The following is a 26200-nucleotide window of genomic DNA, read 5'->3' as shown; positions in this document are numbered from 1 at the left end:
GCGTTGCATCCTTATGAGATGCAACGCTTTTGATTGTAAAATTGTAAAGATGGTATGTATACAGCATCTACTACATCAATTGATTTTTAACCAATACTGCCTTAATCTTCGTATAGTCATATTCATCCGGTAATGCTTCTTTCAACGGTTTCAGTTTTGGCTCTTCAATCTGTCCGTGTGCCGCAAGAACATCAGCCTCTTCGTTTTCGTTAAAGAAGATTTCCCAGGAGAGCGGATATCCTTCCTGAAACGCCTTAAAAATATGATTTTCAATCGTCATCTTGGAAAAATCCCGAATTGCTGCAATGTCTTTAATGGATTTTCCTGATTGGAACATCTGGTAGCTGATCAGATGGCTCGGTCGATTATCGGCAGATTTTTTTGCTTTTGGCCTTGCAGGGGATGAAGCATCAATCCGTATTTTCTGTTTCACATCCTGATTGCTGGCACGCCAACTCTTGATAACAGCCAAAAATGCTTCTCCATATTGTTCATATTTCTTTTCTCCGATCCCTTTGATTTCAAGCATATCCTCTTTCGATGTGGGGAAATAGCGACTTAAATCTTTTAGGGTGGCATCGGAAAATAGCACATATGGTGGCACATTTCGGTCATCTGCAATTTGCTTCCGCAATGTGCGCAGCTCTATAAAGAGATCTTCATGGTAATCAGCAATTTCATTGGTTGGAATTGGAGCGGTGTACATTTCCACCGAACGCTTTCCTTTCAGCACTTCAACAGAGTTCTGATTTAGGCGAAGCGTGGGAAACTGGCCTTCCTCGGTCCCAATCAGACGCTCTGCAATAAGAAAATGGATGCGTTCTGTCAGCTCCTTTTCTGTATAGGCTGAGAGGATGCCGTATGTAGATATCCGGTCCAAACGGAAATCACGAATTTTTTTATCTTTTGACCCTTTAAGAACTTTGGCGGTCATTCCGACACCAAAGCGCTCACCCATCCTTTTCACACAGGATAAAATCATTTGCGCTTCTTCCGTAATATCAACTTTATCTTGGAGATTGACACAGTTACTGCAGCGCCCGCAAGTATTTCTCGTTATGGTATCATCAAAATAATTCAAAATGGACGACGTAAGGCAGCTATGTGTGTGACAATAATTAATCATCGCCTGTAATTTACGATATTCATTTTGTTTAGAAGCCTCATCCATTTGGGATTGCTCGATTAAAAACTTTTGCAGCTGCACATCTTGAGGGGAAAATAGCAATATACAATCACTAGGTTCACCATCACGGCCTGCTCTACCCGCTTCCTGATAGTAGGATTCAATATTCATCGGCATAGCATAATGAATGACATACCGTACATTGGATTTATCGATTCCCATACCAAATGCGTTTGTCGCAATCATAATCGATTTTTCATCGTGTATAAAAGCAGACTGTGCCCGTTTACGCTCATCTTCTGACAATCCGGCATGGTATTTGGCAACGGAGACTCCCCGTTTGGAAAGCTGGTCATACAAAGCATCCGCCTGTTTTCTTGTAGCGGTATAAATAATGCCGGACTCTTCTTTATGTTCTTCCAAAAATGAACGTATGTAGGAGGGTTTATCTTTTCCTTTCACAATATGAAATGATAAATTTTCCCGCTCGAAACCGGTATTGACAACATGATTATCTGTAATATGCAATAATTCCTGTATGTCTGATATTACTTCCTCCGTCGCTGTTGCGGTAAGCGCGACAAACACGGGTATATTGTTCAACCGTTTTAGATTTGGAACAATCGAACGGTAGCTTGGTCTGAAATCATGTCCCCATTGGGAGATACAATGTGCTTCGTCAAATGCAACAAGTGCAAGGGGGATCCGTTTGATTATATTTACGAAAGAACCGGATTCAAAACGTTCAGGTGCGACGTAAACAAATTTATAACGGCCTTTTTCTAAGTCGCGCAATCTGGAATGCTGTTCATCTGTTGAAAGCGAGCTGTTGATGAACGTTGCGGGGATACCCAGAGCCTGTAGAGCATCTACCTGGTCTTTCATAAGAGAGATTAAAGGGGAAATGATGATTGCAGTTCCGTCCATGGATAGACCGGGGATTTGGTAACATAATGATTTACCGCCGCCGGTTGGCATCACAGCAAGGGTATTATTCAGCTGTAAAATATGTTCGATCGTATCCTGCTGTCCTGGACGAAAGGATTCGTAGCCAAAATAGGTTTGCAGAATTTTTTCTTCTTTCACTAACATGCCACAGTGCCTCCTTAAAAGATATAAGCTAATCCTAACATATTTTTTCTGGAATGGATGTAATTGATTGAAAATAGTATTTTGGAATTTAATAGTTATTTATTTTAGAAATTTGTTACGGAAATATTAAAAGTGAAGCGTAAACCATGTTTCTGTTTTACGCCTCACTTTAGAAATCATGCTTCTTCCAATTCTTCCAGCTGGCGATTTACTTCAGCAATCTCTCCTTCAAGGCGGATTAACTGTCCTTCAGCAGAGGACACTCTTCCTTTTACATATTCCAATTTATCCATGTCACTTTGGATACGAACATAATCGGATTTTAATTCATCCAGTCTTGCCTGTAGTTCCTGCTTTGTCATTAATAAATCCCCCTTAGCTGATAGGTAGGGAAGCATAAACATGCCTACCTGCATTCGTTTTTTTGTTGTTAATTTTCTTTAAATCAATGCGTCATCTTTATTTTTCTTCGAATCGACATAGGTACTGTAAAAATGAACAATAATTGTTCGGAGTACAGCATAGAATGGTACAGCGAACAGGATGCCAATGAATCCGGCGATGCTTCCTGCCGCAAGAATGACAGTAATAATCGTAAGGGGATGCATATCCAATGCCTGCCCCATAACGTTTGGCGAAATCAAGTTACTCTCAATCTGTTGTGCGGTAAGCATGATAATCGATACCCATAAAAGATTCATCGGATCCTGAAACACGCCTACAATCAGGGCTGGTGTAACAGCAATAAATGGTCCAAGATAAGGTATAACATTTGTCAGCATACCAAATAGTGCAAGGGCGAGGGCGTAGTCAAGCCCGATAATAAGATAACCGATTAACAATAGCACACCCACAGCAAAACTTACGAGGAGCTGACCTTGTATAAAGGAGGAAAGAATATGATCGATTTTACTTAGCAGACTGCTTATGTTATTTGCTTTTTTCTTACTGAAAATCTTTGTGATAAAAGGAATAAGTTTATCGCCATCCTTTAACATGAAGAACAGGAAGAAAGGAATAAGCACAATTCCGGCAACGATGCTAATGACATGTCCAATAAATCCACCGATAAATCCAAATGAATATTCCAATATACCTTCAAGCATATTCGGAATATTATTTGTGAAGTCATCAATTGCAGTAATTACTTGATCCGGAATAGCTGTAATATTTCTCTGCCAAAAATCAATGAAATCTTCAACCATTGTAATCATCGACGGAATCGTATTTACAAAATTCGTAATCTGATCTCTAGCAATTGGCCAGATAAAGATTACAAATAGGGATAGAACAATAATAATCAGTACGAACACGAGAATAATAGAAAGGATACGAGGAACTTTTCGGCGTTCCAAAAAAAGCATAACCGGTTTCGTCAGATAATAGAAAATACCTGCACCGATAATAGGAAATGCGACCGCACCGAGTAATTGGATGACTGGAAAAAATATAAAGGTAGTTTCAGAAATCAATAGAACGAGAAAAAAGAATAGAATAAAGAAAATCATTAGTTGAAACCAACGTTTATGCGCCAATAAAATCACTACTTTCTCTTTTTATCTTATAGTGTATGTTCAAAAAGGAGGATAAAAAGGACCGAGAAATTCGAAATGTCTTTTTTACGGGACTTTTTGAACAACCTCTTATCATTATATATATTACCTGTAAATATAAATAATAGAAAGTCTGTCTATCTATTAAATTATTGCCATAAAATAAATCAACTAAACTAGGGTTATAGTATAAAACTGAAAAGTGTGCTAAAATTTTGGCATATAGATGTGCGGGGGGCCATGAAATGGGAAACTGGAAACAAATTTATGAAAAGTGGAATTCATTTGAAAGTCTTGACGAGTCTTTGAAAACAGAGCTACATAGGAATAAGGATAACAACGTGTTGCTTGAAGATGCCTTTTATAAAGAATTGACCTTTGGAACAGGTGGTATGAGAGGTGTGCTTGGTGCTGGAATCAACCGAATGAATATATATACGGTTAGAAAAGCGGTTAATGGCCTTGCAAACTACCTTTTGGCCAACCGGGTTAATGTTAAAGACAGGGGTGTTGTGATCGCATATGATTCCAGATATATGTCACCTGAATTTGCGCTTGAATCTGCAAAGGTGCTCGGTTCCTATGGAATTAAAACGCATATCTTTGAATCACTGCGACCTACACCATTGCTTTCATTCGCAGTTCGTTACTTAAGCACAGCTGCTGGAATCATGATTACAGCGAGCCACAACCCACCGGAATACAATGGGTTTAAAGTATATAACGAAAGTGGCGGACAAATCATCCCGGAAGAAGCGAATCAGATTATAGAAGCTATTGGGCAGACAGAAGACGAGCTTTCCGTTCCGATTATGGAAAAGGAGGAACTGGAATCAACTGGACTACTGAATTGGTTGGGAAAAGAAATAGATAATGCCTATTTGGAGCGCCTTAACCAAATTACGAAGATGAGTCCGGAAGTCCAGGGGCAAGAGAAAGACTTACAGATTGTTTTCACACCTTTGCATGGAACTGCCTATCATCTCGTCACGAACGGTTTGAAACAGCTGAACTTCTCCAATGTATCAATTGTGGAGGAACAAGCGACACCAGATCCGGAGTTTTCCACAGTTGCATCACCAAACCCTGAGGAACATCAGGCATTTACGATGGCTATTGAACTTGGGAAAGAAAATAATGCAGATATTTTGCTTGGAACGGATCCTGATGCAGACAGGTTGGGAGTTGCGGTCAAAAACAAAGAAGGTGAATATCAGGTTCTGACAGGAAATCAGTTAGGATCATTGCTTCTTGATTATATACTGACACACAGTGACCCAAATATATTCCGAAATTCCCGAATGATTAAAACCGTTGTAACTACGGAACTTGGGAAGGCGATAGCCAATGAGAATCAGGTAGAGACAATTGATACATTAACAGGTTTTAAGTTTATCGGTGAAAAAATTGCCGAGTTTGATGCTACTGGGAAAACGTTTATTTTCGGATTCGAAGAAAGTTATGGATACCTAATCAGCAGCTTTGTCCGGGATAAAGATGCCGTTCAGGCTGCTATGATGGCAACGGAAATGGCCTATCATTGGAAACAGCAAGGGAAAACCCTGTTCGATGCTCTGGAAGTACTTTATGAAAAACACGGGTATTACTTGGAAGGAATGTCATCACTCACTCTTAAGGGAAAAGAAGGTTCTTTAAAGATTGCTAAAATCATGGACGAGATACGCTCTAATCCATTTGAGGAAATCGCTGGAATGCAAGTAGAAAAGGTAGAAAACTATTTATCCGGTGAACGTCTGCTCGTTGCAAATAACGAAAAAGAGGCTATTGGACTTCCAAAAGAAAATATGATGAAATTTATTTTGGAGCAGGATGGCTGGGTCTGCCTTCGTCCATCCGGTACGGAGCCTAAAATAAAATGCTATTATGGAGTACGTGGCAACAGTCATGACGATAGCGAAAAATTATTGACAGCCCTGAAGGAAACGATGGATCGGGAAATCGCTGAAATAATGAAATAGATAAAAAGTTTACATGTGAGCTCCGGCTTAGAATAAAACCCTATGGAAAGTTGACAAATGAAGCTAAAAGGTATTTACTATTTAATAGTTTAATATTTCCTAAAGGGGAGTAGCTGTACAATAAAAGTCGTCATTACGAGATCATATCTCCGGCTTCATTGGCAACGGACGTTGTTTGCGAGACCTTTACCACTAGCAGGTAAAGGTCTCTTTTTGTGCTCTTATCTGCTAGTGAGACATCATTTTAAGGAGAGTACAAATGGGAACAGAGTTAATTTTGGAGTATTTATGGGTCTTAGTAGTATTAATCGGACTCGAAGGGCTTTTGGCTGCAGATAATGCGCTTGTTTTGGCAATTATGGTGCGTCATCTACCGGAAAAGCAGCGGAAAAGAGCCTTGTTTTATGGTTTGGCCGGTGCGTTTGTGCTTCGGTTCGGGTCCTTATTTGTTATTTCATTCCTCGTGGAGATGTGGCAGGTTCAGGCGTTGGGTGCAGCATATCTGCTCTTCATATCCATTAAAAACTTATATGCCAGATTTAAACCGCAAGTCGAAGATCAAATAGAAAAAGCGAAGCAGCCAATCAAACATGGAGATGAGCCACAGGCGTCCAAAAAGGAATTCTGGATTACGGTTGTGAAGGTTGAATTTGCCGACCTGGCATTTGCTGTCGATTCAATCCTCGCAGCAGTCGCGCTTGCAGTCGCACTTCCTCCAACTGGGCTTGGAACAGTCGGAAGCCTTGATGCTGGGCAGTTTGCAGTTATATTCGCAGGTGGGATGATTGGTCTTATCGTTATGAGGTTTGCTGCTAATATATTTGTAGGATTATTACATGATCGACCAGGTCTGGAAGTAGCGGCATTTCTGATTGTTGGCTGGGTAGGCGTAAAACTCGCAGTACTCGTCATGGCCCATCAGGATATCGCGTGGTTACCTCATGAATTCCCGCATTCAACGATATGGAAATCTATTTTCTATATTGTATTAGTGATGATCGCAGTGATTGGCTGGTTCGGATCTGGACCTAAAAAAGAAAAAACGGCTTAAGTGCAACTAATGCATTCGCCCAAAATATTTGCGTATGCCAAGTTTTCTAAGCAGATAGTGAACTCTATAATTTTATTATTTATTAAAGCTAGAAACACCAATAACGCCCAACTAAATTTGGAAATAAAATAATAACTATAGTAGCCCCATATTAGGCTATTTACTAGGCCAATAAATATAAAAGCCAAATCCTAATAATGTAAGCTATTGATACTTCCACTTTTCAAGGAAGCGTAGACGCGATATGGAACAAATGCTTTGAATTCTAATTATTTATGGTATAATAAAGACATCAACATACAATAATAAAAAGACCGCCAGCGTGTCAGCGCTGACGATCTGATGCAATAGCATGATTCCCTGCAAGGGGGATTGGCTGTATAGGTTAAAAAATAAGCACCCACAGGAGCCGTAAACTCAAGTGGCGGGGGCTTATTTTTTTTGGTTAAATGACAGCATTGCTAAAATCAGCATTCCAAAAGTTAAAGCTAAGATCAATGCTTCAAATACTGTCATTGGCACCACCTCCTTTCTATCGGAGATGAATGCCAACCCGCCCATGAGTTTATCAAACTATTGTCCTTCCATAATAACATTTCATCAAGATTAATGCCCCCAACAACCGATTCATGTTACATTAGAACTCCCGATTGATAGGATAGATCTCCAGTAAGTTTTAAAATAGTAGGGCATAGATGCTTAAAGAAATTACCAGAGTTTTGATAGTTGACATTAATCTTATCCATCTTTGCTTTTTTTAAGTTCCCAGGCGATTATTAAACGCTTGCTAAGTTTAACCAATTCAACCAATTGAACCTATTTTATGGATGTGAAAGTTGCGTGTTCTATTTATCACAATGTAAAATTTATGTAAATTCCAATGCAGCTAGTTTTGGGATATGTTAGTTTAGAAGGGAATATACAAGGAGGTAATTATGGAAAAGAACAAATCATTAGTTGAAATTCTGTTTACATCCTTAAAGCTTGGGTTAACGTCCTTCGGTGGACCTGTTGCTCATTTAGGATATTTTAAAGACGAATACGTAGATAAAAGGAAATGGCTGGACGATAAAATGTACGCTGATATCATTGCGCTTTGCCAATTTCTTCCGGGACCCGCAAGCAGTCAGGTAGGTATTGCAATTGGAATGCTACGTGGCGGCTTATTAGGAGGAATCGTATCCTGGTTTGGCTTTACTATTCCATCGATTATTGTCCTAATCGCATTTGCCGTCTTTTATCAGGCATTTTCATTGGGAGACGCAACATGGATTTCCAGTCTTAAAATTGTTGCAGTGGCTGTAGTAGCCCATGCAATTATGGGGATGGGGAAAAATCTCACGCCAGACCGGCCGCGAATTGCAATAGCACTCGCTGCAGCTTTGGTTATGCTGTTGTTTCCATCAGCTTTTATACAAATTTCTATCATTATCGTTGCTGCAATCATAGGATACTTTATGTTTTCTAAACAGACGGAAACAAAGGTAAATCCTTTTCGTGTTACCGTAACGAAAACACAAGGTGTACTATCTTTATCCATTTTGGCAGTTCTTCTAATTGGTCTGCCAATCGTATCACGAGTTGTCACAAATGATTACATAACGATTTTTGATATCTTCTTCCGCGTTGGGGCCATCGTTTTTGGTGGTGGGCATGTTGTTTTGCCGCTACTGGAACAGGAAGTTGTCCCTAATGGGCTTGTAACGAGTGGAGAGTTTCTGGCTGGTTATGGAGCGGCACAGGCTGTACCCGGCCCGTTATTCACGTTTGCGAGCTATTTGGGAACGATGATGTCAGGAATTGCAGGTGGAGTAGTTGCGACTGTAGGGATGTTTTTACCTTCATTCCTACTCGTTATTGGAGCTCTTCCTTTCCTTAATGAGCTAAGGAATCGGTCCAGTTTTCAAGGCATTTTGACAGGAGTGAATGCTGCAGTTGTCGGTATTTTACTTGCTGCATTTTATGATCCGGTTTTTACTAGTGGTATCCTAAGCGGGGCAGATTTTGCCATTGCGGCAATTCTTTTTGCCTTATTGCATTTCTGGAAAAAACCTGCATGGATGATTGTAATTATCGGTATTCTATTGGGTGAAATAGTCGCTTTCATTTTCGTTTAAATGTCAGTTACGCTAAAATGAATAAGAGGTGATTGAAATGGCGGAACATCATTTTCATTTAAAAGCAGACTGGCCTGGTGGACGAAATAGTGAAGGGTATATTGAAGCGGGTAATTTACAAACCAAAATCTCTATACCACCAGAAATGGATGGCCCTGGTGTCGGCACAAATCCTGATGAGATGCTGCTCGGAGCGGCTGCAACATGCTATATCATCACATTGGCGGCCATGATTGAGCGGGCAGACCTGCCACTCGATGAAATGTCATTGGAATCAGAAGGTATTGTCGATGTAACGAATGGTGTCTTTACCTATAAAAAGATCATTCATCGTCCAACCGTCTCGCTAAAAGAAAATGCAACGGACGAGCAACACAGTAAATTAAAGAAGCTTGTCGAAAAAGCAGAAAAAAGCTGTATGATCTCCCGTGCTATCCAAGGGAATGTAGAACTGGAACTCCAGGCAAATTTATACTAGCTTGAAGGTCGGATGGCGTATAAGAACGGTGGATATCAATTAAATAGAGATAGCTTTACCATATCAATTGGTAAGGCTATTTTAGCCACTGCATCTATTCCCGCACTAACCGCAACACCTTATCCATTTTCTGCACGTCCGCTATCTTAAAATAATCTGCAAACGGGCATCCAAGCTCCTGTACCCGATCTATTCCATTTTCCAGCGTGAATTGGGTTGGGAGCAGCCCCTCCTTAACTTCATTCCAAAATAAGGGAGTAGCTATTGTCCCTTCATCGGTCATCCTTGGTGAATAAGGTGCGATGATCGTTTTATCCTTTCCATGCTGTACATAATCAATATACAATCTGTCATGTCGCTTTTTCTTCATTCGTTCGGTTGTAAATAAATCCGGATAGCTGTTCTCAATTGTCCATGCAATAGCCTGGGTAAAGGTTGCCGTTTCCTCATAGGTCATGCTTCCTTCCCGGATAGGTATATGAATCTGTAGTCCTTTATTACCGGAAGTTTTCACGAAAGAAACCAACTGCAGATCATCAAGCAATGTTTTGATTAGATTTGCAGCCCGGATGGCCAGGTGAAAATGATCTCTGTCAGGCGGGTCGAGATCAAAGACAATTTCTGCCGGTACCGAACGATAAACTTTCTGAAATGGAATATGGTATTCCACTGATCCGTGATTTGCAAACCAGACAAGGGATGCAAGATTGTCACAGACAAACGCCTTGTCACCCTCTACAGGTATGGCAGTAATGAAATCAGGGGCATAGTCAGGCAGATGTTTTTGAAAAAAATGCTCCTGATCAACCCCGTCCGGACATCTTATAACGGTTAACATCCTATTTAGCAAAAAGGGGAGCATATAGGCTGAAATTCCACGAATATAGGTGAGAAAATCACCTTTTGTATAAGAAGCCTTTGGCCAAAGGAATTTATCTGTATTGGTCAAATTAATCTCATGAGGTAACATGGAGAGATCCAATTTTAATTTGTCTGATGTACATTCTTCGGGTTTTACGGTTGGCAGTAGCTTGGCGAATTCGGGTTCCCGCAGTTCGTTTTTATATAAATCAAGTGTATGAATGGCAGCACAAATGGCAGGTGGGAGCGAATAAACGTGAGCCTTTTTCTTTCCATTGGTCAAAAATAGCTGCTTAAGTGTCTGAAAAGATTCTGAATCAAGCCCGTGCTTGCATTTTCCTATAGTTTTTATATGTTCACCCTCAAAAACACCGACCGCAAAATAACCGTTTTCCGGATTATATGTTGTCAAGAATCCTTGAATCGTACGCCAATTTTTGATTTTAAACCAATCACGATGGCTTTTACCGGATAAGTAGATGCCTGTTTTACGCTTGGCAACAATCCCTTCTCCCATTGCATGAAAGACCACCTCCTGAATCTCGCCCGCATTGCTGAAAGACTCCACCAACCGCATACGATCTTGGGTTTCCAGTTTACCGAAAAGGCTCTTTAATTTTTTCTTTCTGATGGTTAATTTCTCATCTCTACATGAGATCCCTTTTATCTCTACTAAGTCAAACACCATCAATACAGCTGGTCTGGTAGTGGCGGCATTATGGATGGACTCGGTATTCTTTAATCTTCCGCGCTTTTGAATCCATGAAAAGTTAGCCTGAAAAGCATGATTCAATACAACAAGCTCCGCATCCAATTTTAATGGCAGGAAAGAATTAACCTCCGAATAATGTTCCTCACAAAACGCAACAATCTCCGGAAAGTTTGCAGTAAGGTCTTTCCTATTTCTGCTTGTCAGACGAATGTTTCCTTCTTTTTCCCACGTCAAAACACAACGGAAACCGTCATATTTCACTTCATATACCCATTCATCGCCTTTTGGAATTTCTGTACTTGCAACTGGCTTCATGATATCCATCTAAAACCAACTCCTTACTTTTAAAATGGCTTGTTTCGGAGATAATAACCGTACTGAATAAAATGAAGGGCAGGCAGCACACTAAAGAAAAGAGGAGGTTATTCTATGCATACGATGTGGAAAGGCACGATAAGCTTTGGACTTGTAAATATTCCTGTAAAAATGCATGCCGCAACCGAAAACAAGGATGTAAAATTAAGACAGCTTCATAAAGAATGTAAATCCCCCGTTAAATATGAAAAAACATGCCCAGTTTGCGAAGAAGAGATTAAAAATGAAGATATTGTAAAAGCCTACGAATATGCCAAAAATAAATTTGTAATCTTAGATGAGGAAGAATTGGAAGCTTTAAAGAAAGAGCAGGAAGACAAAGCCGTTGAGATTGTCGACTTTGTCAAATTGGAGGATATTGACCCGATTTATTTTGAAAAAAGCTATTATCTGTCTCCGAATGAAGGAGGCAGTAAAGCATATGGATTGCTTAGAAGTGCGCTGACCGATACGGGTAAAATAGGAATTGCCAAAATGATGATTCGTTCAAAGGAGCAGCTCGCAGTAATTCGGGTTTATGAAAACACATTGGTTGTCGAAACGATTCATTATCCAGATGAAGTGCGAAGCGTAAAGGATGTCCCGAACATTCCGGAAGAAGTTAACATCGTGAAAAAGGAATTGGATACAGCAAAAATGTTAATTGACCAGCTGACGGCAGCGTTTGAGCCTGAAAAATATAAAGATGATTATCGAACAGCTTTGCTTGATCTCATTGAAGAAAAGAAAAACACGGAACAGACAGCGACTGCCAAAGACAAGCCAGTACCGGACAATGTAACCAATCTGATGGATGCTCTCCAAGCATCTTTGGAACGAGCCAAAAAGGACAAGTCAAAGCCGAAGCAACCAAAACGAAAAACAAAAACAGCCGCCCAAAAGAAAAAGACCGCAACCTGAAATGTCTCCACGATGGAGGCATTTTTTCTTCCGTCAAAAGCGCACTGATCTACATCCTTTAAAAGAAACCAGCTCAAATCTCAGAAAAGTCATTGCTTCCAATATAAGCCATGATTATTACAATCGCGCTTCATTTTGTCGTCCCTCTAACAAAATAGTTACAAAATGATGAATTCACTTCATTTACCAAGATTATTTCATAAAAAAGGGGTAAAGTGTTTACTACAAGCAAACAGACAACATAAGAGGGATGCGTATCTATGAAAAGGAATTCATTTTTTGATAATGCAAAAGTTTTATTGATTTTTCTCGTTGTTTTTGGTCATATTATTCAGCCATTTGTTGAAGGCTCAGCTGGTATGAATACATTATATATGTGGATTTACACGTTTCATATGCCAGCTTTTATCCTGCTAGCGGGATTTTTTGCTAAAGGCTCTGGGAATAAAGAATACATCTTCAATTTAATGAAAAAATTGCTTGTGCCATATCTTATTTTCCAGGTCCTCTATACAATCTATTACTTTTATATTGGCAGGTCAGGGTGGCAGACTGGTATATTCTACCCGCACTGGTCATTATGGTTTCTCCTCAGTTTATTCAGCTGGCATATTCTGCTATATTGGTTTAAAAAAATACCGGCTTTATTAAGTATATCCATTGCAGTCATGATTGGGTTGATCGTTGGTTATTTCGGTGAAATTGGCCATACATTCAGTTTGTCGCGGACATTTGTGTTCTTTCCATTTTTCCTTATTGGTTTTTGGTTAACGGAAAAGCAAATCATGTGGATCAAGCATAAAGCAGTGAAAATGATTTCAATTGCTGTTATGGCGGGTTTGGCAGTTGCAATCTATTATCTCCCAGATATTAATTCCGGCTGGCTACTTGCATCCAAATCCTATAGCGATTTAGGAATGGCACAATTTGGTGGAATAGCTAGACTGCTCGTATATGTAACAGCGGGAGTAATGGTGATCAGTGTGCTTGCGTGGGTTCCGAAAAAGAATCTAGGTTTGATTACTGATCTCGGAAAACGAACATTATATGTTTATTTGTTACATGGTTTTTTCATCCAGTTCTTCCGACAGCATGATTTATTCGAGGTTAATCATGCAGTAGATGTCCTCGGACTTGCCGCCATTTCAGCTTTAATTGTAGTGATCCTTTCCAGCAAACCGGTCCTTGTTCTATGGGAGCCATTAATTGAAGGAAGAGCCTCGATAATCAAAAAGGCAATAAAAGGAGATAGAAAAAAGAAATCTGCACAAACTTGATTTCAAAAATAGGAAACATTATAGAACGTAAGACGTGTAATCCATTAACAACCATTTAAACAAAGCAGGCGACCCTTATTCGGATCGCCTGCTTTGTTTTTTTATTATTAAAATATCATATGTGCTATCAACGTTATGATAGGTAGGGTAATTAATGTACGCAGTAGGAAAATTACAATCAAGTCTTTAAATGATACAGGTACCTTGGACCCCAATAATAAGCCCCCGACTTCGGACATGTAAATTAACTGTGTTACAGAAAGTGCTGCAATGATGAACCGGGTAATCTCAGCCTCGATGGATGAGCCAATGATTGCCGGTAGGAACATGTCTGCAAATCCTATCAGTATCGTTTCAGATGCTTCTGCAGCATATGGAACCTGCATAAGTTCGAGTAATGGGATGAATGGTGCACCGAGCCATGAGAACACCGGTGTATATTCCGCAATAATTAGCGCGACAAGACCAAAAGCCATGACGACAGGTGCAACACCCATCCACATGTCAAGAATGTTTTGTGCTCCTTCTTTTAAGAACTTATATACACTCTTTTCTTTTTTTGCACGATCCAATGCATTTTTGTAACCAAATGTAAGAACATTATCTCCAACAGGTATGGTCTCGTTAATACCTTTGGAATCTTCACGGATATACGTATTTGCTTTCCTTGACAAAGGTGGAATACGTGGCATGATTAATGCTGCTATAAACCCTGCAATTGCAACTGTCAAATAGAAGGGAACAAACATATGCGCAAGTCCTACTTCTGTAAGGACAACGAGAGAGAAAGTAATCGATACAATCGAAAATGTCGTACCGATAACTGCCGCTTCCCTTTTGGTATAATAACCTTCCTCATATTGCTTGCTCGTTAGCAAGACACCAATCGTTCCGTCCCCAACCCACGATGCCAGCGCATCAACAGAAGATCTGCCTGGAAGTCGGAATAGAGGGCGCATGATTTTCGTCATTAAAGTGCCAAACAGTTCCAATAAACCAAAGTTCATCAGTAGTGGCAAAAAGAGCCCTGCAAAAAGGAAAACAGCAAACAGTACATGAAGCAAACTGTGTAATAGCATTCCACCAGTATCTTCACTATAAACGGCTTCCGGTCCTAGCTCGAAAAAAACCATCACTGCAAAGACAGCAGCGATTACACGGGTTACTGTCCAAAAAGTACTCGTGTAGAATAAATTCTGAAAAAATGGAGTCTTAGCCAATGCCTTTTCTCCGGCGAGCTTCGTAAATAACGTCATTATTGCCGTTATCACAATGATGATCATCATGATGGCGGACAATTGGTCAGCAAGCAAATCCTGAATCCAATTCGCCAAAATGGCAATAGGGATCGTAACTCCGTCGCCTGATTCAATTGGCACCATGAACAGAAAAATGCCGATTAGCGACGGAATGATAAACTTTAAATGATCTATAATAGTATAATTTCTCATAATAACCTCCAATAATCATATGCCATAAAATTATCGTAGCATCTAACTGTATGATTATACAACTTAATGAAAATATATTCAATAGGTGAATATTGTAAGATTTTGTCGAACTTTTACCAGTAAAAACCGTTCGAAACTAGCGCCATCGTTCAACCTGTACAAACCTATCAATCTCCTATATCGTTAAATATAAAGGCTCTCTTCGTAAGTTTTGGTGCTTTTTAATCTTCATATTAGATATAAAGTGCGACGTAACTTCTTTTTATAAGAAATCTACAGCGCTAATAATGGAAAATAGATTTCTAGGCAACCGCAGTATCATTTCCCAGAGCGGTCGTCAAGCGTCTTACTTCGCAGTATACATATATCACGTCAATAATAGTGTGATGACTAAAGAAAACAGCCAATGTATTAGAATTCTTCAATTTAGGGTAAACAATGATGAGGTGTTGTATGTGGGAAAACTATTTAAATATAATAGCATGTATCGCGGTACTATTATTGTTTGGATTGCTGTAAAATTCATCATAAAAATTTATTACTTCCATTTCAAAAATAAAATATGGGATAAAAAAACAGTTAAAAAGTGGGACAACATGCTATATAAAATGGCATTGGAGTATCGCAAAAAAGCAGAAAATCTTGGCGGTGTTCTTATAAAAATCGGACAGTTTTTGAGTACGCGGACCGATTTCATGCCGGACGTATTTATAAGAGAGCTCAATGAACTAGTTGACAAGGTCCCACCAATGCCACATGAAACGGCTCTTTCCATTATAGAAAAAGAGTGGGGAACAGATATTTTTCAACATCTTTCACACATCGAAGATCATGCAATCGCTTCAGCATCCATTGGGGACGTTTACCAGGGGACGCTAAAAGATGGAACCGAGGTTGCCATAAAGATAAGACGGCATCGGATTGAAGAAGTGTTCCATAAAGATTTCGCAGCACTAAGAATTGTTTTCTGGATATTAAAAGTGTTCACATCCTTTGGTAAAAAAGCTGATTTGAACGCTTTATATAGAGAACTTGTACTTGTCATGAACCGTGAACTCGACTATGAGCAGGAACTCCAATATGGTGAGTATTTCAGAGAGCGATTTAAAGAAGATACTACAATTCACATTCCGAAATATTATAATTATCTCTGTACGGAAAAGGTTCTCGTAATGGAGTGGGTGACGGGAGCAAAAATAACAGACATCTCCTTTATCCAGCAACATAATATAGATATAGAGAAGATAACAAAAAGTCTCTTTGATCACTATATTACCCAGTTCTTGCATCCGGGAAAATTTCACGCCGATCCACATTCTGGAAATATTCTGATTCAAAAAGATGGAACAATAGTAATTATCGATTTCGGCATGGTTGGTGAAATCAAAAAAGAAGATACAGAGCAATTTAAATTACTTGTTCAAGGATTTATCATAGATAATTACGATATGGTAATAGCGGCGCTTGATAAAATGAACTTTATTTTGCCAAATGCCGACAAGAAGAAATTGAAAAAAGTCATTAAAGAAACCGTTGATATTTATTCGGACGGCTCTCTGAAGAATATAGACTCAAAAATTATGAATCAATTAAGCGATGATATCAGTAGCATCATTAAAGAGCAGCCGATTCAAATGCCGGCAGATTATGCCTATCTATTGAGAGCTGTTTCGATTGTGATAGGGATTCTATTCGCGATAAATCCGGATATGGATATTAAAAAATGGGCGATTCCAAGAATTAAAAAATGGTTTGGAAGAAGAAGTATTGTGGAATCAGTAACAAAGCAATATGCAAAGAATTTGACCGAACCCGCACTTTCCTACCCGAGGGCATTGTTAAATTTCCTTGAAAGTGGGGAAAAGAATAGGAAATGGGATAAAGAAAAGCATTATTTTCAAATGAGGCATCAATTTTATTTACTACTTGAAGTTATTTCCTTTATGATGGTAGTAACAGGGATTGCCATTTCTATATTAGGTTTCAATATGCAGTTTAACACGATGGTAATCATTGGACTTGTCCTCATTGGGCTGTTTCTATTTACACTGAACCTGATTTTCGTAAACCATTACAGGATGATCCGATCCAGGAGGTAAGGGGGTGCATTAGAATGAGTGACTATTTAAAAAAGGGATTTTTACTTGGCTTGGGTGCTGCAGTAAGCGGTAAGGAAAAATTGAGTCAAAAGCTGAAAGAACTCGTTGACAAAAATGAACTGACACAAGAACAGGCTAAAACCGTTATGCAGAATTTTGTTGATAAAGGCGATATGAAAAAAGATGAGTGGACTGCCAAAAATCAAGTGCAAATGCAGAAATTGGCTAGCGATTATGGAATAGCTACAAAAGAAGATATCAATGAACTGAGAGCTCGTCTCACTGAACTTGAAGATAAATTAAATCAGCCTCATCAATAGGAGAATGAACCTGCAATTGCGGGTTCATTTTTTTTGCATATGGAAAGCTTTAAACTTTCCAACATGCATAAGAGCAACAAAGGGTGTCACCGAAAGACTTGGTGACAACTAAGTTTTCTAAGTATAAAATTTTGACCACAATTATTTAGTGGTGGCACAGGCTGTGGTGTTTTTAGTCGAGCTTCCTTTTTGTCTTGTGTAATCAGGGAGTTGACACGTTTGCCATTTGTTTAAGGGGCGTATTAATCAGTAAATTCCGCAAATTTAAACTTTACTATTGATTACTTAGATTAGAACCGTTATAATGAATTTAAATTTCAGTGTACAGTAAAAGGGAGTGTTGGCGGGATGGAAAGCTTTTATCATTTATGTATTGGCACAACTGATAAGCTTGGGAGAAAGTTGCGGGAAGATGAACTGAGGTTCCTGCAATGGATGTACAAACGCTACACCATGGAGCAACTGGAAACTGATCTACAGAAAAAAGATTATAATCTATGTAGCATGAACTCATAATTTGAAGTCTTGGATTTTCCAGGGCTTTTTCTATTTGGACCTGAAGATGTACCTTTCTATAAATCGACATGCAGCCGTGCTATAATAATGGCATTCGAAATGTTAGGGGCGATAAGATGGCGATAACGAATGATAAACTCATGAAGAAAATGATTCATGAATTATATGAGGCAAAAGAGAATCAGCATTCCGACAAAAAAATGGCCTCCCATATAGCTAACGTGCGTCTATTATGTGACTTATTTCTTGAGGACGATCATCAAGTCGAAGAAGAAACAGAATTCAGTAAAGAGGAAATCAAGGCGATGATAGGTGAACAGTCCGGTAATAAAGGATCTTTACAAGGACAAACAGCGGATCCGGTTACTGACGATGAAGCAAATGGCAAATCTATTTTTGATTTTTAAATGAAGAGAGAGGTATCTAAATGAAATTATTTTTGGTTTTAGGAGCAATTAACGGATTTTTGGCAGTGGCACTTGGAGCATTTGGTGCACATGGATTGGAAGGAAGAATATCAGAAAAGGCCATTGCCACGTGGGAAAAGGCTGTTACATATCAGATGTTCCACACAATGGCCCTGCTTGTGACAGGCTTGTTATTGGCGAAATTGCAAGGCAACGGTCTACTGACAACCGGAGGCTGGATGTTCCTTGCCGGGATTATTTTATTCTCAGGCAGCCTGTATATATACGCTCTAACATCCATTAAAACATTTGCAATGATTACTCCACTTGGTGGGGTGGCCTTTCTGATAGGGTGGGTACTGGTCGGAATCGCAGTCATGAAAAATCTATAATCTAAAGATGAAATAAGTGGTAAAGATAAAAAGCATGGCACTCCGAACGGCTTGTTTTCCGGCCTCAACAGGATGGCGCGTGTACATTAAAATCATCGCATCGCAAACTAAACTTAGCACAATTAAGTAGATTGATAGAAACAGGAGAATCATATATCCGGCAATTAGAGCGGAAAACCCAATCAAAAAAGCGAATAACAAGGAGATAAATTCCATTTGAACTATTTTTCTGTAGGGATGTCTCATCTGGATAATCACCTCTCTTAAGGTGAAGCAAATGGAATAAGGGATGACCCGGTAAACCGGTGTCACCCTTTTTCATATAAGTAAAGATAGTATAAATTTTTGGCAACAATGATTTCTTACGCCTAAGTAGCCAGGTCCAGTGATGTTGGCTTAAGGAAGTCCTGTTCGTCCCTTAAAACTCCAAACACTTTTTATCTAGGTGAAAAGGTTACCATTGGTGTAGTGGCGTTAAATGGATATGCGTACTCGATTTCTTCATCAAAGGTTACATAATCCAAATAGATCATGAGTAAAAGAACGCGTCTTCCTGTTTCAGGCTCACTTATTATAATGTGATCTCTTCCTGCTGCCTCGATAATCCCTGTAAAAATCATCGCATTCCATCGGACATTATTTTCAAAGGTCATGTAAAAGGATGCGCGTTTACCACGATTCAGACGTAAAATGTTTTCGATGTAGGATTGCTGAATAGGCAGCATACCAGGCACATCAGGAAATTGTTGCATTGGTGGCTGATGGAATTGCTGTGGTTGCGGGATATGCTGCTGCATTTGAGGTGGCTGCTGGAACTGCTGTGGTTGTTGGAATTGCTGTTGCATTGGTGGCTGCTGGAACTGCTGCTGTGGGAACTGTCTTGTGTTATACATTGGATAATATGCTGGAGAACTCGTAGGATAATAGTATTGTGGGCCGGATTGGGCCTGACTGTACGATTGATACTGCTGATTTGAGTTTTCCTGATTTTCTAGGCTTTCTTGATTCTCTTGATTTTCTTGATTTTCACTCATAAACAAAACCTCCTGAAATTTTCTCTTGTTTGTTTTTATGGGAGGGAAAAAGAACCTTCCCATGAAAATAAATGGATTCGAATTGGCTAACTGTCACCTCCAACCAGTCGCCTGCACTTTCGATTCGCTTAAGCTTCAACTCAATCCTTACCTATATACTTGTGGGCAGTCTTGAGCTGTGGGGGCGTAGAAGCAGTGTGCTTTGTATCTGCCGACATTCCATTGGTCATACCATTGGGCAGGGCAATCCCCTACCGGCATAAAGAACCACAACGTATTTGTTGCAGGGTGTTGTTGTTCTGCCTGAATAACACGCCGCGCCAATCGTTTTTCTGATTCACGTGCACGCTAATAAAAATATTCTTTCTGAGTAGCTTCGAATCCACCAGGGCTTTGAAAAACCATATTACTAATATTTCGAATATCTATAAAATCAAGACAATCAGCAATAACACGGTTTATCCCGGTATTTCCAACCATCAGCATCCCCAGGTCACCTTCCCCTCAGCTTCGGCGCGCAGCAGTCTGGCCAGAAGATCAACGTCAGCTTCTGTATGGGCAACAAGAGACATAAAAATCATTCCTCATTTCTGTCTGATCGCAATGCTCAGGCTCACTAAATATTTGTATGCCCAAAATTTTAATATAATGACAACTAAAAAAGACTTCCCATCATGAGAGGATGGAAAGTCTTTGTTTTGAATTTATTTATAATGCGAAATAAGCGTCTACTTGATCTTTTGGAAGGTAATTACCTACAATAAAATCACCAAATTCAGCATATTTAGTAGTTACTTCATCAAAGCGCATTTCATAGACGATTTTCTTGAACTGTAATGGGTCATGAGCAAAAAGTGTTACGCCCCATTCCCACTCGTCCAATCCAATGGAACCAGTAATGATTTCTTTCACTTTTCCTGCATATTTTCTGCCTGTCATGCCATGCTCATAAAGCAATCTGGTTCTTTCTTCTTTATCAATCGTAAACCAGTTAGCTTCTTCAATACGGCGGCGTGCCATCGGATAGAAGCATATATGCTCCCATTTAGGCATAATTGGTCTTAAACGATCTTTTACATATGGAGAAAGCTCACGATCTTTTCCTTCATCCATTGGGTTGTGCATTGTCATTTCGATAATGGACACATAAGAATACCCCGGAATCAGATAGTCTCCAATTCTGGATTTATTGATTTCGGTTTTGATTGCTTCTAATTCATCCATCGTTTCACGCAGGAAAACAAACATTAAATCAGCTTTATTGCCGATCACTTTATAGACAACGTGGCTGCCCTCTTTAGCTTCTTCAACAGAATCCCATTTTGTCATTAATTCTTCAAATTCCTTTACAGCTGCTGCCCGCTCTTCCGGAGAAGTCATTTTCCATGATGCCCAGTCAAATGTACGGGTATCATGCAATGCGGACCAACCGTCCACTGTTACTACTGCTTCAGCCATTTTCCTTCACTCCTTTTTAGAAAACTTGGTTGTCACCAAGCATTTACGCAGGTTGGTAAGTTTATACTTACTTTGCTGCAAAATTAACGTATTATGTCTTTACTATAGCACATTAAGGGTATTCTAATCATTAGGAAAGGGATATCAATGTCGCTCGCTATCCATTATTGTCGATTCTTTGTCAAAAGTTTTACCAAGTGGATGTTTTCTTCTTTAAATAAATAGGCAAATCGTATACCATTGTTAAAGGATACACAAAGTGCAATTTACATGATGGAGGGTTTTTAATGAGTACACTATTTGATCAATTAACAGACAAAGTATCATCAGCTGATAAAAAAATCGTTTTTCCGGAAGGGTTAGACGAACGCATTCTGACCGCAGCAAGCCAGTTAGCTTCTGCCGGTGTCTTGACGCCGATACTGATCGGAAATAAAGATAGCATTAGCAAAAAAGCAGAAGAGATTTCTGTTGATGTATCATCCTGCACGATTCTTGATCCAAGTGATTATGCAGAAACGGAAGAAATGGTTCAGGCATTTGTCGAACGTCGTAAAGGTAAAGCAACGGAAGAAGACGCAAGAAAAATTTTGCTTGATGAAAACTATTTTGGAACCATGCTAGTATATATGAATAAAGCAGATGGACTTGTAAGTGGAGCTGCACATTCGACTGCTGACACAGTACGTCCTGCATTACAGATCATCAAAACAAAAGAAGGCATCAAAAAAACATCCGGTGTCTTCATTATGGTACGCAACGATGAAAAATACGTCTTTGCAGATTGCGCAATCAACATCGCACCAGATAGTCAGGATCTTGCGGAAATCGCAGTAGAGAGTGCGGTAACGGCCCGCTTGTTCGGCGTAGATCCACGTGTTGCAATGCTTAGCTTCTCTACAAAAGGTTCCGCTAAATCAGAGGAAACCGAAAGAGTTGTTGAAGCACTGAACATTGCCAAAGAAAAAGATTCTGATCTAGTAATCGATGGGGAATTCCAATTTGATGCTGCGTTCGTACCAAGTGTTGCCGAGAAAAAAGCTCCGGATTCTGAAATAAAAGGAGATGCAAATGTATTTATCTTCCCTAGCCTAGAAGCAGGTAACATCGGATACAAAATTGCCCAGCGCCTCGGTGGATTTGAAGCAGTAGGACCGGTTTTACAAGGGTTGAATAAACCAGTTAATGACCTATCCCGTGGCTGTAGCTCAGAAGATGTCTATAACTTAGCAATCATCACTGCAGCACAAGCAGCAGCTGAATAAATAGTAAAAATCCTGCATCGGATATGATGCAGGGATTTTTTTATTCTAGTTGCCTGAGCGAGAATGATCGGGATAACAATCTGAGAAATACGATGGCAATAACAGGGGGAAATTCGGCAACTATTAAGCTAAATCCCACAAACTGCTGTCCGAATGCTGCAAATTCCACCAAATATCCGATAAATCGCCACCCGCAGCTTACCCACTTAAACCTGCATTAATGCCACCGTCTCATTCCGTTTCACCATCTGCACATATCTTTTATCAAAAACAGCAAGCTCCTCATCCGAAAAATCCGTTTCAACGATTTCCTCGCTAATATCGTCCAATGCAGCATGGACCCGTTTCTTCATCTTATCCACTGTCAATTCCACACCGAGCAATTCTGAAAGTGAAGCCATCACTTCCGGCTCAACTGTCGGGTAGTCAAATTTTGTCGCTTCATTCTTTTTACTGACATCATAAAAACGTCGAATGAGGGAAGCTCTTTCGTTACTGTTTCCTTCAACATCAAGATAGATTTGCACGGCCACACCATCCTTTACCCGTCGTTGGGAAATGCCTGCAAATTTTCTGCCGCCAATACTCAAATCGTAATCACCAGGGCAGTAGGAACCGACAATCTCATATGCTTCAATGGCATCGGTCAAATCTCGCAGCATGTATTGGACAAAACGTACCATTGCTTCGTAGCAGTCCTGGATGGACAAATGCTTAACCCCGGGGATCACGAGTGAAATATTCAACACGCCCTCATCTAGAGCGACCGCAAGCCCACCGGAGTTTCTCACGACAACATGGTAATTTTTATCTTTTAAAAATCGCACGCCTTCCTCTAAATAGGGAAGCCTGGCATCGGGAATCCCGAGTACGATGGTCGGTGGATGTACCCAAAGTCTGATTGCTGGTGGGGATTCACCGTTGCTGACAGACATTGCGAGGGTATCATCCACCGCAAACGAAGCCAGGGCAGTATACGATTTTTCATGGAAACTTGTTTCATTGGAATGATCGATATATCGAAACGTCGAATGACTGATTATTTCTTTCCAGTTTTTCATAATTGCCTCCTTACTCTTTAATCCTCTGATTATCTATTATATAATAAACTAAAATCGTTGAAAAAGATCGGATGGGGAAACGAAAATGGCATATAGAGATGAACAATTATCGGAAGAAAAGGTATTTAAAGATCCTGTCCACCGCTATGTACATGTAAAAGACCGGGCGATATGGGATTTGATTGCGGCACCGGAATTTCAACGTCTGCGTAGAATTAAACAGCTTGGCACGACGAATCTGACCTTTCATGGTGCAGAGCATAGCCGCTTCAACCATTCACTTGGGGTCTATGAGATTGTCAGACGAATCATTAACAATTTCCAGGATCGCCCACACTGGAATAAGGATGAACGATTGCTTTGTCTCTGTGCCGCTTTGCTGCATGATCTCGGACATGGACCATTTTCGCATTCCTTTGAAAAGGTGTTTAAACTCGATCATGAATATTTTACCCAGCAAATTATCATTGGAGACACTAAAATAAATGAAATACTTGAACGTGTAAGCCCAGGTTTTGCCCAAAAGGTAGCAGATGTCATTGCCAAAACGTATGAGGACAAACTGGTAGTCAGCTTAATTTCAAGCCAAATTGATGCAGACCGGATGGATTACTTGCAGCGTGATGCTTATTTTACCGGTGTAAGCTATGGCCATTTTGATATGGAGCGGATTTTGAGGGTGATGCGGCCAATCGATGATCAGGTCGTCATTAAATCGACGGGGATGCATGCCGTTGAAGATTATATTATGAGCCGCTATCAAATGTATTGGCAAGTGTATTTCCACCCGGTAACAAGAAGTGCAGAAGTAATTCTTTCAAAAATACTCCACCGTGCCAAGTATTTATATGAAACAAAGAAATTCAAATTTAAGCTGAAGCCAACACATTTCCTTTCCTTTTTTGAAGGTGATGTTGACTTGAAAGATTATTTGAAGCTGGATGAGATGATTGTTCATTATTATTTCCAGCTATGGCAGGATGAAGATGATGAAATACTGCGAGATTTATGCGAACGATTCATGAACCGCAGACTTTTTAAATATGTCGAATTCAATCCGAATCTGCAAATGAATGATTGGATGGAGCTTTATCAGCTGTTCCAGCAGGCTGGCATCGATCCGAAATACTACCTTGTCGTTGATTCTTCTTCAGATCTCCCATATGATTTCTACCGTCCTGGTGAGGAAGAGGAGCGTTTGCCGATTCATTTATTAATGCCTGATGGAAATTTGAAAGAGCTTTCCAGACATTCAGATATTGTTGAATCGATTTCGGGTAAAAAGAGAACAGACCATAAATTGTATTTTCCGAAAGATAAACTGAACGAATTGAAGGATGAAGCAGTCAAAACACGCATTAAGGATATTTTGTATGGGCAAGGAGCGAAAGAAGATGTTGAATAATCACGCAAAATTAATGCAGTTTTTTTCCGTTGCAGATGGGGTAACAGGGCGGAAGAAGCTGCAGAAAATGATATACATATTGCAGAAATGCAATATACCATTTGAAGAAAAATACCAGTTTCATTTCTACGGACCATACTCGGAAGAACTGACACTTCGGGTGGAAGAGCTCTGCAATCTTGGTTTTTTGCAGGAAGAAAAAGAGGATAAAAGCAATTATTATCAATATAATTATCAATTAACGGCTGCAGGCGATGATTTTTTGGAACAATTTCCGTTCGATATGCCTGATATGACAGCAAAAGTGGATATGCTTAAAGAGAAGAGTTCCCGTTTTCTGGAGCTTGTTTCCACGATGTTTTATTTCGATGATTTGCCGCTTGAGGAAAATGTTGAAAAAGTGCGTACGGTGAAGCCGAAGCAGAAGTACAGTGATGAAGAAATAGAGGATGCTGTAACGTTTATACAAAAACTAAAGCATGAAGGCAAATAACTAAAAAGCACGTATGAGCTGTGCTACAATAACCAATAGTAAGAATAGGAGGAATGTAAATATGAGTTCAGATAAAAAGAAAAATTCCTTTACAATCATTAAAGATGATTCTACGGACGGTCATGGTGGCTATGGTGCCGGCACGATCAGCCTGGAGAATATGTCGTCGGTTATCGTAGATCCAAATGAAAATAAAGCATATGTTGATATGGGTGCGATGCATGCCCGCAGTGACGTGGAGCGCCGTGTCAAATGGCTTCCAGATCGCAGTGAAGTTCCAAATGGCAAATTATACTGGATCGTTTGGGTAAACGTAGAACGTGGAGAGAAGGGCCCATACTATGCAGGGGTCACAGGCAGTGAAATTCGGGTCGACCGTGAAGCCAAGCGTGCATATAAATCGATGGCCCAGCATGTGAAACATATGGAAAAATCGCTCAAAGGAAAAATTATTGTTGAACATATGGATGACCATTCCAAACAACTTCTGAAAGACTTTCTCGTCGAATTCAATAAAGAAATGTGGGAAAACGCAACGGAAGAACTGAAGGGACAGCTCCCGGAATAGGTTTAAATATGTCAATTTTGTGACTGAACGGTGAACAATTGCCAAAATTCTTGTACTTTGTCAAAAAGATTTGTAAACTATGGATACATGGGCTAACTCATGTTTACTAGGACAAAAAAGCAGCCAACATTCAGGTAAGACGGACTTACACTGATAGTTGGCTGTTTTTTTGCAACAAGGGAAAGCTGAACACCGCCCATTCGGGAGAGA

General features: G+C 39.8%; 23 protein-coding genes and 1 pseudogene. 14 read left to right on the top strand and 10 right to left on the bottom strand.

Annotated features, from left to right (window positions below; all coding sequences use genetic code 11):
- Positions 1–70 precede the first annotated feature (70 nt).
- The 3 genes from recQ to MN204_RS01930 all read right to left on the bottom strand — a co-directional run bounded on the left by recQ (position 71) and on the right by MN204_RS01930 (position 3762).
- Positions 71–2218, bottom strand: a complete 2148-nt coding sequence (gene recQ / locus MN204_RS01940) for a DNA helicase RecQ (protein WP_249869379.1) — start codon at positions 2216–2218, stop codon at positions 71–73.
- Positions 2219–2394: 176 nt separating this feature from the next.
- Positions 2395–2580, bottom strand: coding sequence for an SE1832 family protein (locus MN204_RS01935; protein WP_249869378.1), 186 nt, complete (start codon positions 2578–2580; stop codon positions 2395–2397).
- 78 nt (positions 2581–2658) lie between these two features.
- Complete coding sequence (locus tag MN204_RS01930; protein ID WP_438804677.1) at positions 2659–3762, bottom strand: AI-2E family transporter; 1104 nt, start codon at positions 3760–3762, stop codon at positions 2659–2661.
- A 254-nt stretch (positions 3763–4016) separates the two neighbouring features.
- Between MN204_RS01930 and MN204_RS01925 the strand changes: the two genes are divergently transcribed.
- Both MN204_RS01925 and MN204_RS01920 read left to right on the top strand, forming a co-directional pair.
- Positions 4017–5750: a phospho-sugar mutase gene (locus MN204_RS01925; protein ID WP_249869376.1), complete on the top strand. Its 1734-nt coding sequence runs from the start codon at positions 4017–4019 to the stop codon at positions 5748–5750.
- Between the two features lie 259 nt (positions 5751–6009).
- Positions 6010–6801 (top strand): TerC family protein, encoded by a 792-nt coding sequence (locus tag MN204_RS01920; RefSeq protein ID WP_249869375.1) that lies wholly within the window; start codon positions 6010–6012, stop codon positions 6799–6801.
- A gap of 432 nt (positions 6802–7233) precedes the next feature.
- Here MN204_RS01920 and MN204_RS21760 read toward each other — a convergent pair whose 3' ends face one another.
- Entirely contained in the window at positions 7234–7317 is an 84-nt protein-coding gene (locus MN204_RS21760; RefSeq protein ID WP_368858641.1) for a putative holin-like toxin, read from the bottom strand.
- A gap of 419 nt (positions 7318–7736) precedes the next feature.
- Between MN204_RS21760 and chrA the strand changes: the two genes are divergently transcribed.
- Together chrA and MN204_RS01910 are read left to right on the top strand one after the other, a co-directional pair.
- Positions 7737–8918, top strand: a complete 1182-nt coding sequence (chrA, locus tag MN204_RS01915) for a chromate efflux transporter (RefSeq protein WP_249869374.1) — start codon at positions 7737–7739, stop codon at positions 8916–8918.
- Between the two features lie 37 nt (positions 8919–8955).
- The gene (locus MN204_RS01910; RefSeq protein WP_249869373.1) at positions 8956–9396 is read left to right on the top strand and encodes an OsmC family protein; all 441 of its coding nucleotides are present in this window, start codon (positions 8956–8958) and stop codon (positions 9394–9396) included.
- 94 nt (positions 9397–9490) lie between these two features.
- Here the strand turns inward: MN204_RS01910 and MN204_RS01905 are convergent, their stop codons facing one another.
- Entirely contained in the window at positions 9491–11293 is a 1803-nt protein-coding gene (locus MN204_RS01905; RefSeq protein WP_249869372.1) for a DNA ligase D, read from the bottom strand.
- Positions 11294–11398: 105 nt separating this feature from the next.
- Here MN204_RS01905 and ku point away from each other — a divergent pair, with 105 nt between their 5' ends.
- Both ku and MN204_RS01895 read left to right on the top strand, forming a co-directional pair.
- Entirely contained in the window at positions 11399–12244 is an 846-nt protein-coding gene (gene ku / locus MN204_RS01900) for a non-homologous end joining protein Ku (RefSeq protein WP_249869371.1), read from the top strand.
- Positions 12245–12504: 260 nt separating this feature from the next.
- Positions 12505–13521 (top strand): acyltransferase family protein, encoded by a 1017-nt coding sequence (locus MN204_RS01895; RefSeq protein WP_249869370.1) that lies wholly within the window; start codon positions 12505–12507, stop codon positions 13519–13521.
- A 107-nt stretch (positions 13522–13628) separates the two neighbouring features.
- Here MN204_RS01895 and MN204_RS01890 read toward each other — a convergent pair whose 3' ends face one another.
- A complete protein-coding gene (locus MN204_RS01890) occupies positions 13629–14972 on the bottom strand; it encodes a YjiH family protein (RefSeq protein ID WP_249869369.1) in 1344 nt (447 codons plus the stop codon).
- A 455-nt stretch (positions 14973–15427) separates the two neighbouring features.
- Here MN204_RS01890 and MN204_RS01885 point away from each other — a divergent pair, with 455 nt between their 5' ends.
- From MN204_RS01885 to MN204_RS01870, 4 genes are all read left to right on the top strand, one after another.
- A complete protein-coding gene (locus MN204_RS01885; RefSeq protein ID WP_249869368.1) occupies positions 15428–17071 on the top strand; it encodes an ABC1 kinase family protein in 1644 nt (547 codons plus the stop codon).
- Positions 17072–17085: 14 nt separating this feature from the next.
- On the top strand, positions 17086–17391 hold the full coding sequence (locus MN204_RS01880; RefSeq protein ID WP_249869367.1) for a phasin family protein: 306 nt from the start codon (positions 17086–17088) through the stop codon (positions 17389–17391).
- A 632-nt stretch (positions 17392–18023) separates the two neighbouring features.
- Complete coding sequence (locus MN204_RS01875; protein ID WP_249869366.1) at positions 18024–18314, top strand: YwdI family protein; 291 nt, start codon at positions 18024–18026, stop codon at positions 18312–18314.
- A gap of 20 nt (positions 18315–18334) precedes the next feature.
- Complete coding sequence (locus tag MN204_RS01870) at positions 18335–18706, top strand: DUF423 domain-containing protein (RefSeq protein ID WP_249869365.1); 372 nt, start codon at positions 18335–18337, stop codon at positions 18704–18706.
- Positions 18707–19143: 437 nt separating this feature from the next.
- On the opposite strand, the gene gerQ is transcribed toward MN204_RS01870, so the two are convergent.
- The 3 genes and pseudogenes from gerQ to hemQ form a co-directional block, all read right to left on the bottom strand.
- Positions 19144–19740 carry a spore coat protein GerQ gene (gene gerQ, locus MN204_RS01865; protein ID WP_249869364.1) on the bottom strand — a complete coding sequence of 199 codons (597 nt, stop codon included), beginning with the start codon at positions 19738–19740 and terminating at the stop codon, positions 19144–19146.
- 147 nt (positions 19741–19887) lie between these two features.
- Positions 19888–20312, bottom strand: a pseudogene (locus MN204_RS01860) (cell wall hydrolase).
- Between the two features lie 136 nt (positions 20313–20448).
- The gene (hemQ, locus tag MN204_RS01855) at positions 20449–21198 is read right to left on the bottom strand and encodes a hydrogen peroxide-dependent heme synthase (RefSeq protein WP_249869363.1); all 750 of its coding nucleotides are present in this window, start codon (positions 21196–21198) and stop codon (positions 20449–20451) included.
- 287 nt (positions 21199–21485) lie between these two features.
- Between hemQ and pta the strand changes: the two genes are divergently transcribed.
- Positions 21486–22463, top strand: a complete 978-nt coding sequence (gene pta / locus MN204_RS01850) for a phosphate acetyltransferase (protein WP_249869362.1) — start codon at positions 21486–21488, stop codon at positions 22461–22463.
- A gap of 206 nt (positions 22464–22669) precedes the next feature.
- On the opposite strand, the gene MN204_RS01845 is transcribed toward pta, so the two are convergent.
- On the bottom strand, positions 22670–23524 hold the full coding sequence (locus MN204_RS01845) for a lipoate--protein ligase family protein (protein ID WP_249869361.1): 855 nt from the start codon (positions 23522–23524) through the stop codon (positions 22670–22672).
- A gap of 85 nt (positions 23525–23609) precedes the next feature.
- Between MN204_RS01845 and MN204_RS01840 the strand changes: the two genes are divergently transcribed.
- The 3 genes from MN204_RS01840 (at position 23610) to MN204_RS01830 (ending at position 25990) form a co-directional block, all read left to right on the top strand.
- Complete coding sequence (locus tag MN204_RS01840) at positions 23610–24929, top strand: HD domain-containing protein (protein ID WP_249869360.1); 1320 nt, start codon at positions 23610–23612, stop codon at positions 24927–24929.
- On the top strand, positions 24919–25422 hold the full coding sequence (locus MN204_RS01835) for a YwgA family protein (RefSeq protein WP_249869359.1): 504 nt from the start codon (positions 24919–24921) through the stop codon (positions 25420–25422). The genes MN204_RS01840 and MN204_RS01835 overlap by 11 nt, the downstream gene beginning before the upstream one ends.
- 61 nt (positions 25423–25483) lie before the next feature.
- Entirely contained in the window at positions 25484–25990 is a 507-nt protein-coding gene (locus MN204_RS01830) for a YwhD family protein (RefSeq protein WP_249869358.1), read from the top strand.
- Positions 25991–26200 lie beyond the last annotated feature (210 nt).

The sequence above is a fragment of the Oceanobacillus saliphilus genome (assembly GCF_023522835.1).
GTDB classification, from domain to species: Bacteria; Bacillota; Bacilli; order Bacillales; family Amphibacillaceae; genus Oceanobacillus; species Oceanobacillus saliphilus.
The sequence above is the reverse complement of the archived record's forward strand: the minus strand, read 5'-3'. Positions and strand labels throughout refer to the sequence as shown.

Bases quoted from the DNA above. Each gene is read 5' to 3' on its own strand.
- recQ (WP_249869379.1), bottom strand. From the start codon at position 2,218: ATGTTAGTGAAAGAAGAAAAAATTCTGCAAACCTATTTTGGCTACGAA.
- MN204_RS01935 (WP_249869378.1), bottom strand. From the start codon at position 2,580: ATGACAAAGCAGGAACTACAGGCAAGACTGGATGAATTAAAATCCGAT.
- MN204_RS01925 (WP_249869376.1), top strand. From the start codon at position 4,017: ATGGGAAACTGGAAACAAATTTATGAAAAGTGGAATTCATTTGAAAGT.
- MN204_RS01920 (WP_249869375.1), top strand. From the start codon at position 6,010: ATGGGAACAGAGTTAATTTTGGAGTATTTATGGGTCTTAGTAGTATTA.
- MN204_RS21760 (WP_368858641.1), bottom strand. From the start codon at position 7,317: ATGACAGTATTTGAAGCATTGATCTTAGCTTTAACTTTTGGAATGCTG.
- chrA (WP_249869374.1), top strand. From the start codon at position 7,737: ATGGAAAAGAACAAATCATTAGTTGAAATTCTGTTTACATCCTTAAAG.
- MN204_RS01910 (WP_249869373.1), top strand. From the start codon at position 8,956: ATGGCGGAACATCATTTTCATTTAAAAGCAGACTGGCCTGGTGGACGA.
- MN204_RS01905 (WP_249869372.1), bottom strand. From the start codon at position 11,293: ATGGATATCATGAAGCCAGTTGCAAGTACAGAAATTCCAAAAGGCGAT.
- ku (WP_249869371.1), top strand. From the start codon at position 11,399: ATGCATACGATGTGGAAAGGCACGATAAGCTTTGGACTTGTAAATATT.
- MN204_RS01895 (WP_249869370.1), top strand. From the start codon at position 12,505: ATGAAAAGGAATTCATTTTTTGATAATGCAAAAGTTTTATTGATTTTT.
- MN204_RS01890 (WP_249869369.1), bottom strand. From the start codon at position 14,972: ATGAGAAATTATACTATTATAGATCATTTAAAGTTTATCATTCCGTCG.
- MN204_RS01880 (WP_249869367.1), top strand. From the start codon at position 17,086: ATGAGTGACTATTTAAAAAAGGGATTTTTACTTGGCTTGGGTGCTGCA.
- MN204_RS01875 (WP_249869366.1), top strand. From the start codon at position 18,024: ATGGCGATAACGAATGATAAACTCATGAAGAAAATGATTCATGAATTA.
- MN204_RS01870 (WP_249869365.1), top strand. From the start codon at position 18,335: ATGAAATTATTTTTGGTTTTAGGAGCAATTAACGGATTTTTGGCAGTG.
- gerQ (WP_249869364.1), bottom strand. From the start codon at position 19,740: ATGAGTGAAAATCAAGAAAATCAAGAGAATCAAGAAAGCCTAGAAAAT.
- hemQ (WP_249869363.1), bottom strand. From the start codon at position 21,198: ATGGCTGAAGCAGTAGTAACAGTGGACGGTTGGTCCGCATTGCATGAT.
- pta (WP_249869362.1), top strand. From the start codon at position 21,486: ATGAGTACACTATTTGATCAATTAACAGACAAAGTATCATCAGCTGAT.
- MN204_RS01845 (WP_249869361.1), bottom strand. From the start codon at position 23,524: ATGAAAAACTGGAAAGAAATAATCAGTCATTCGACGTTTCGATATATC.
- MN204_RS01840 (WP_249869360.1), top strand. From the start codon at position 23,610: ATGGCATATAGAGATGAACAATTATCGGAAGAAAAGGTATTTAAAGAT.
- MN204_RS01835 (WP_249869359.1), top strand. From the start codon at position 24,919: ATGTTGAATAATCACGCAAAATTAATGCAGTTTTTTTCCGTTGCAGAT.
- MN204_RS01830 (WP_249869358.1), top strand. From the start codon at position 25,484: ATGAGTTCAGATAAAAAGAAAAATTCCTTTACAATCATTAAAGATGAT.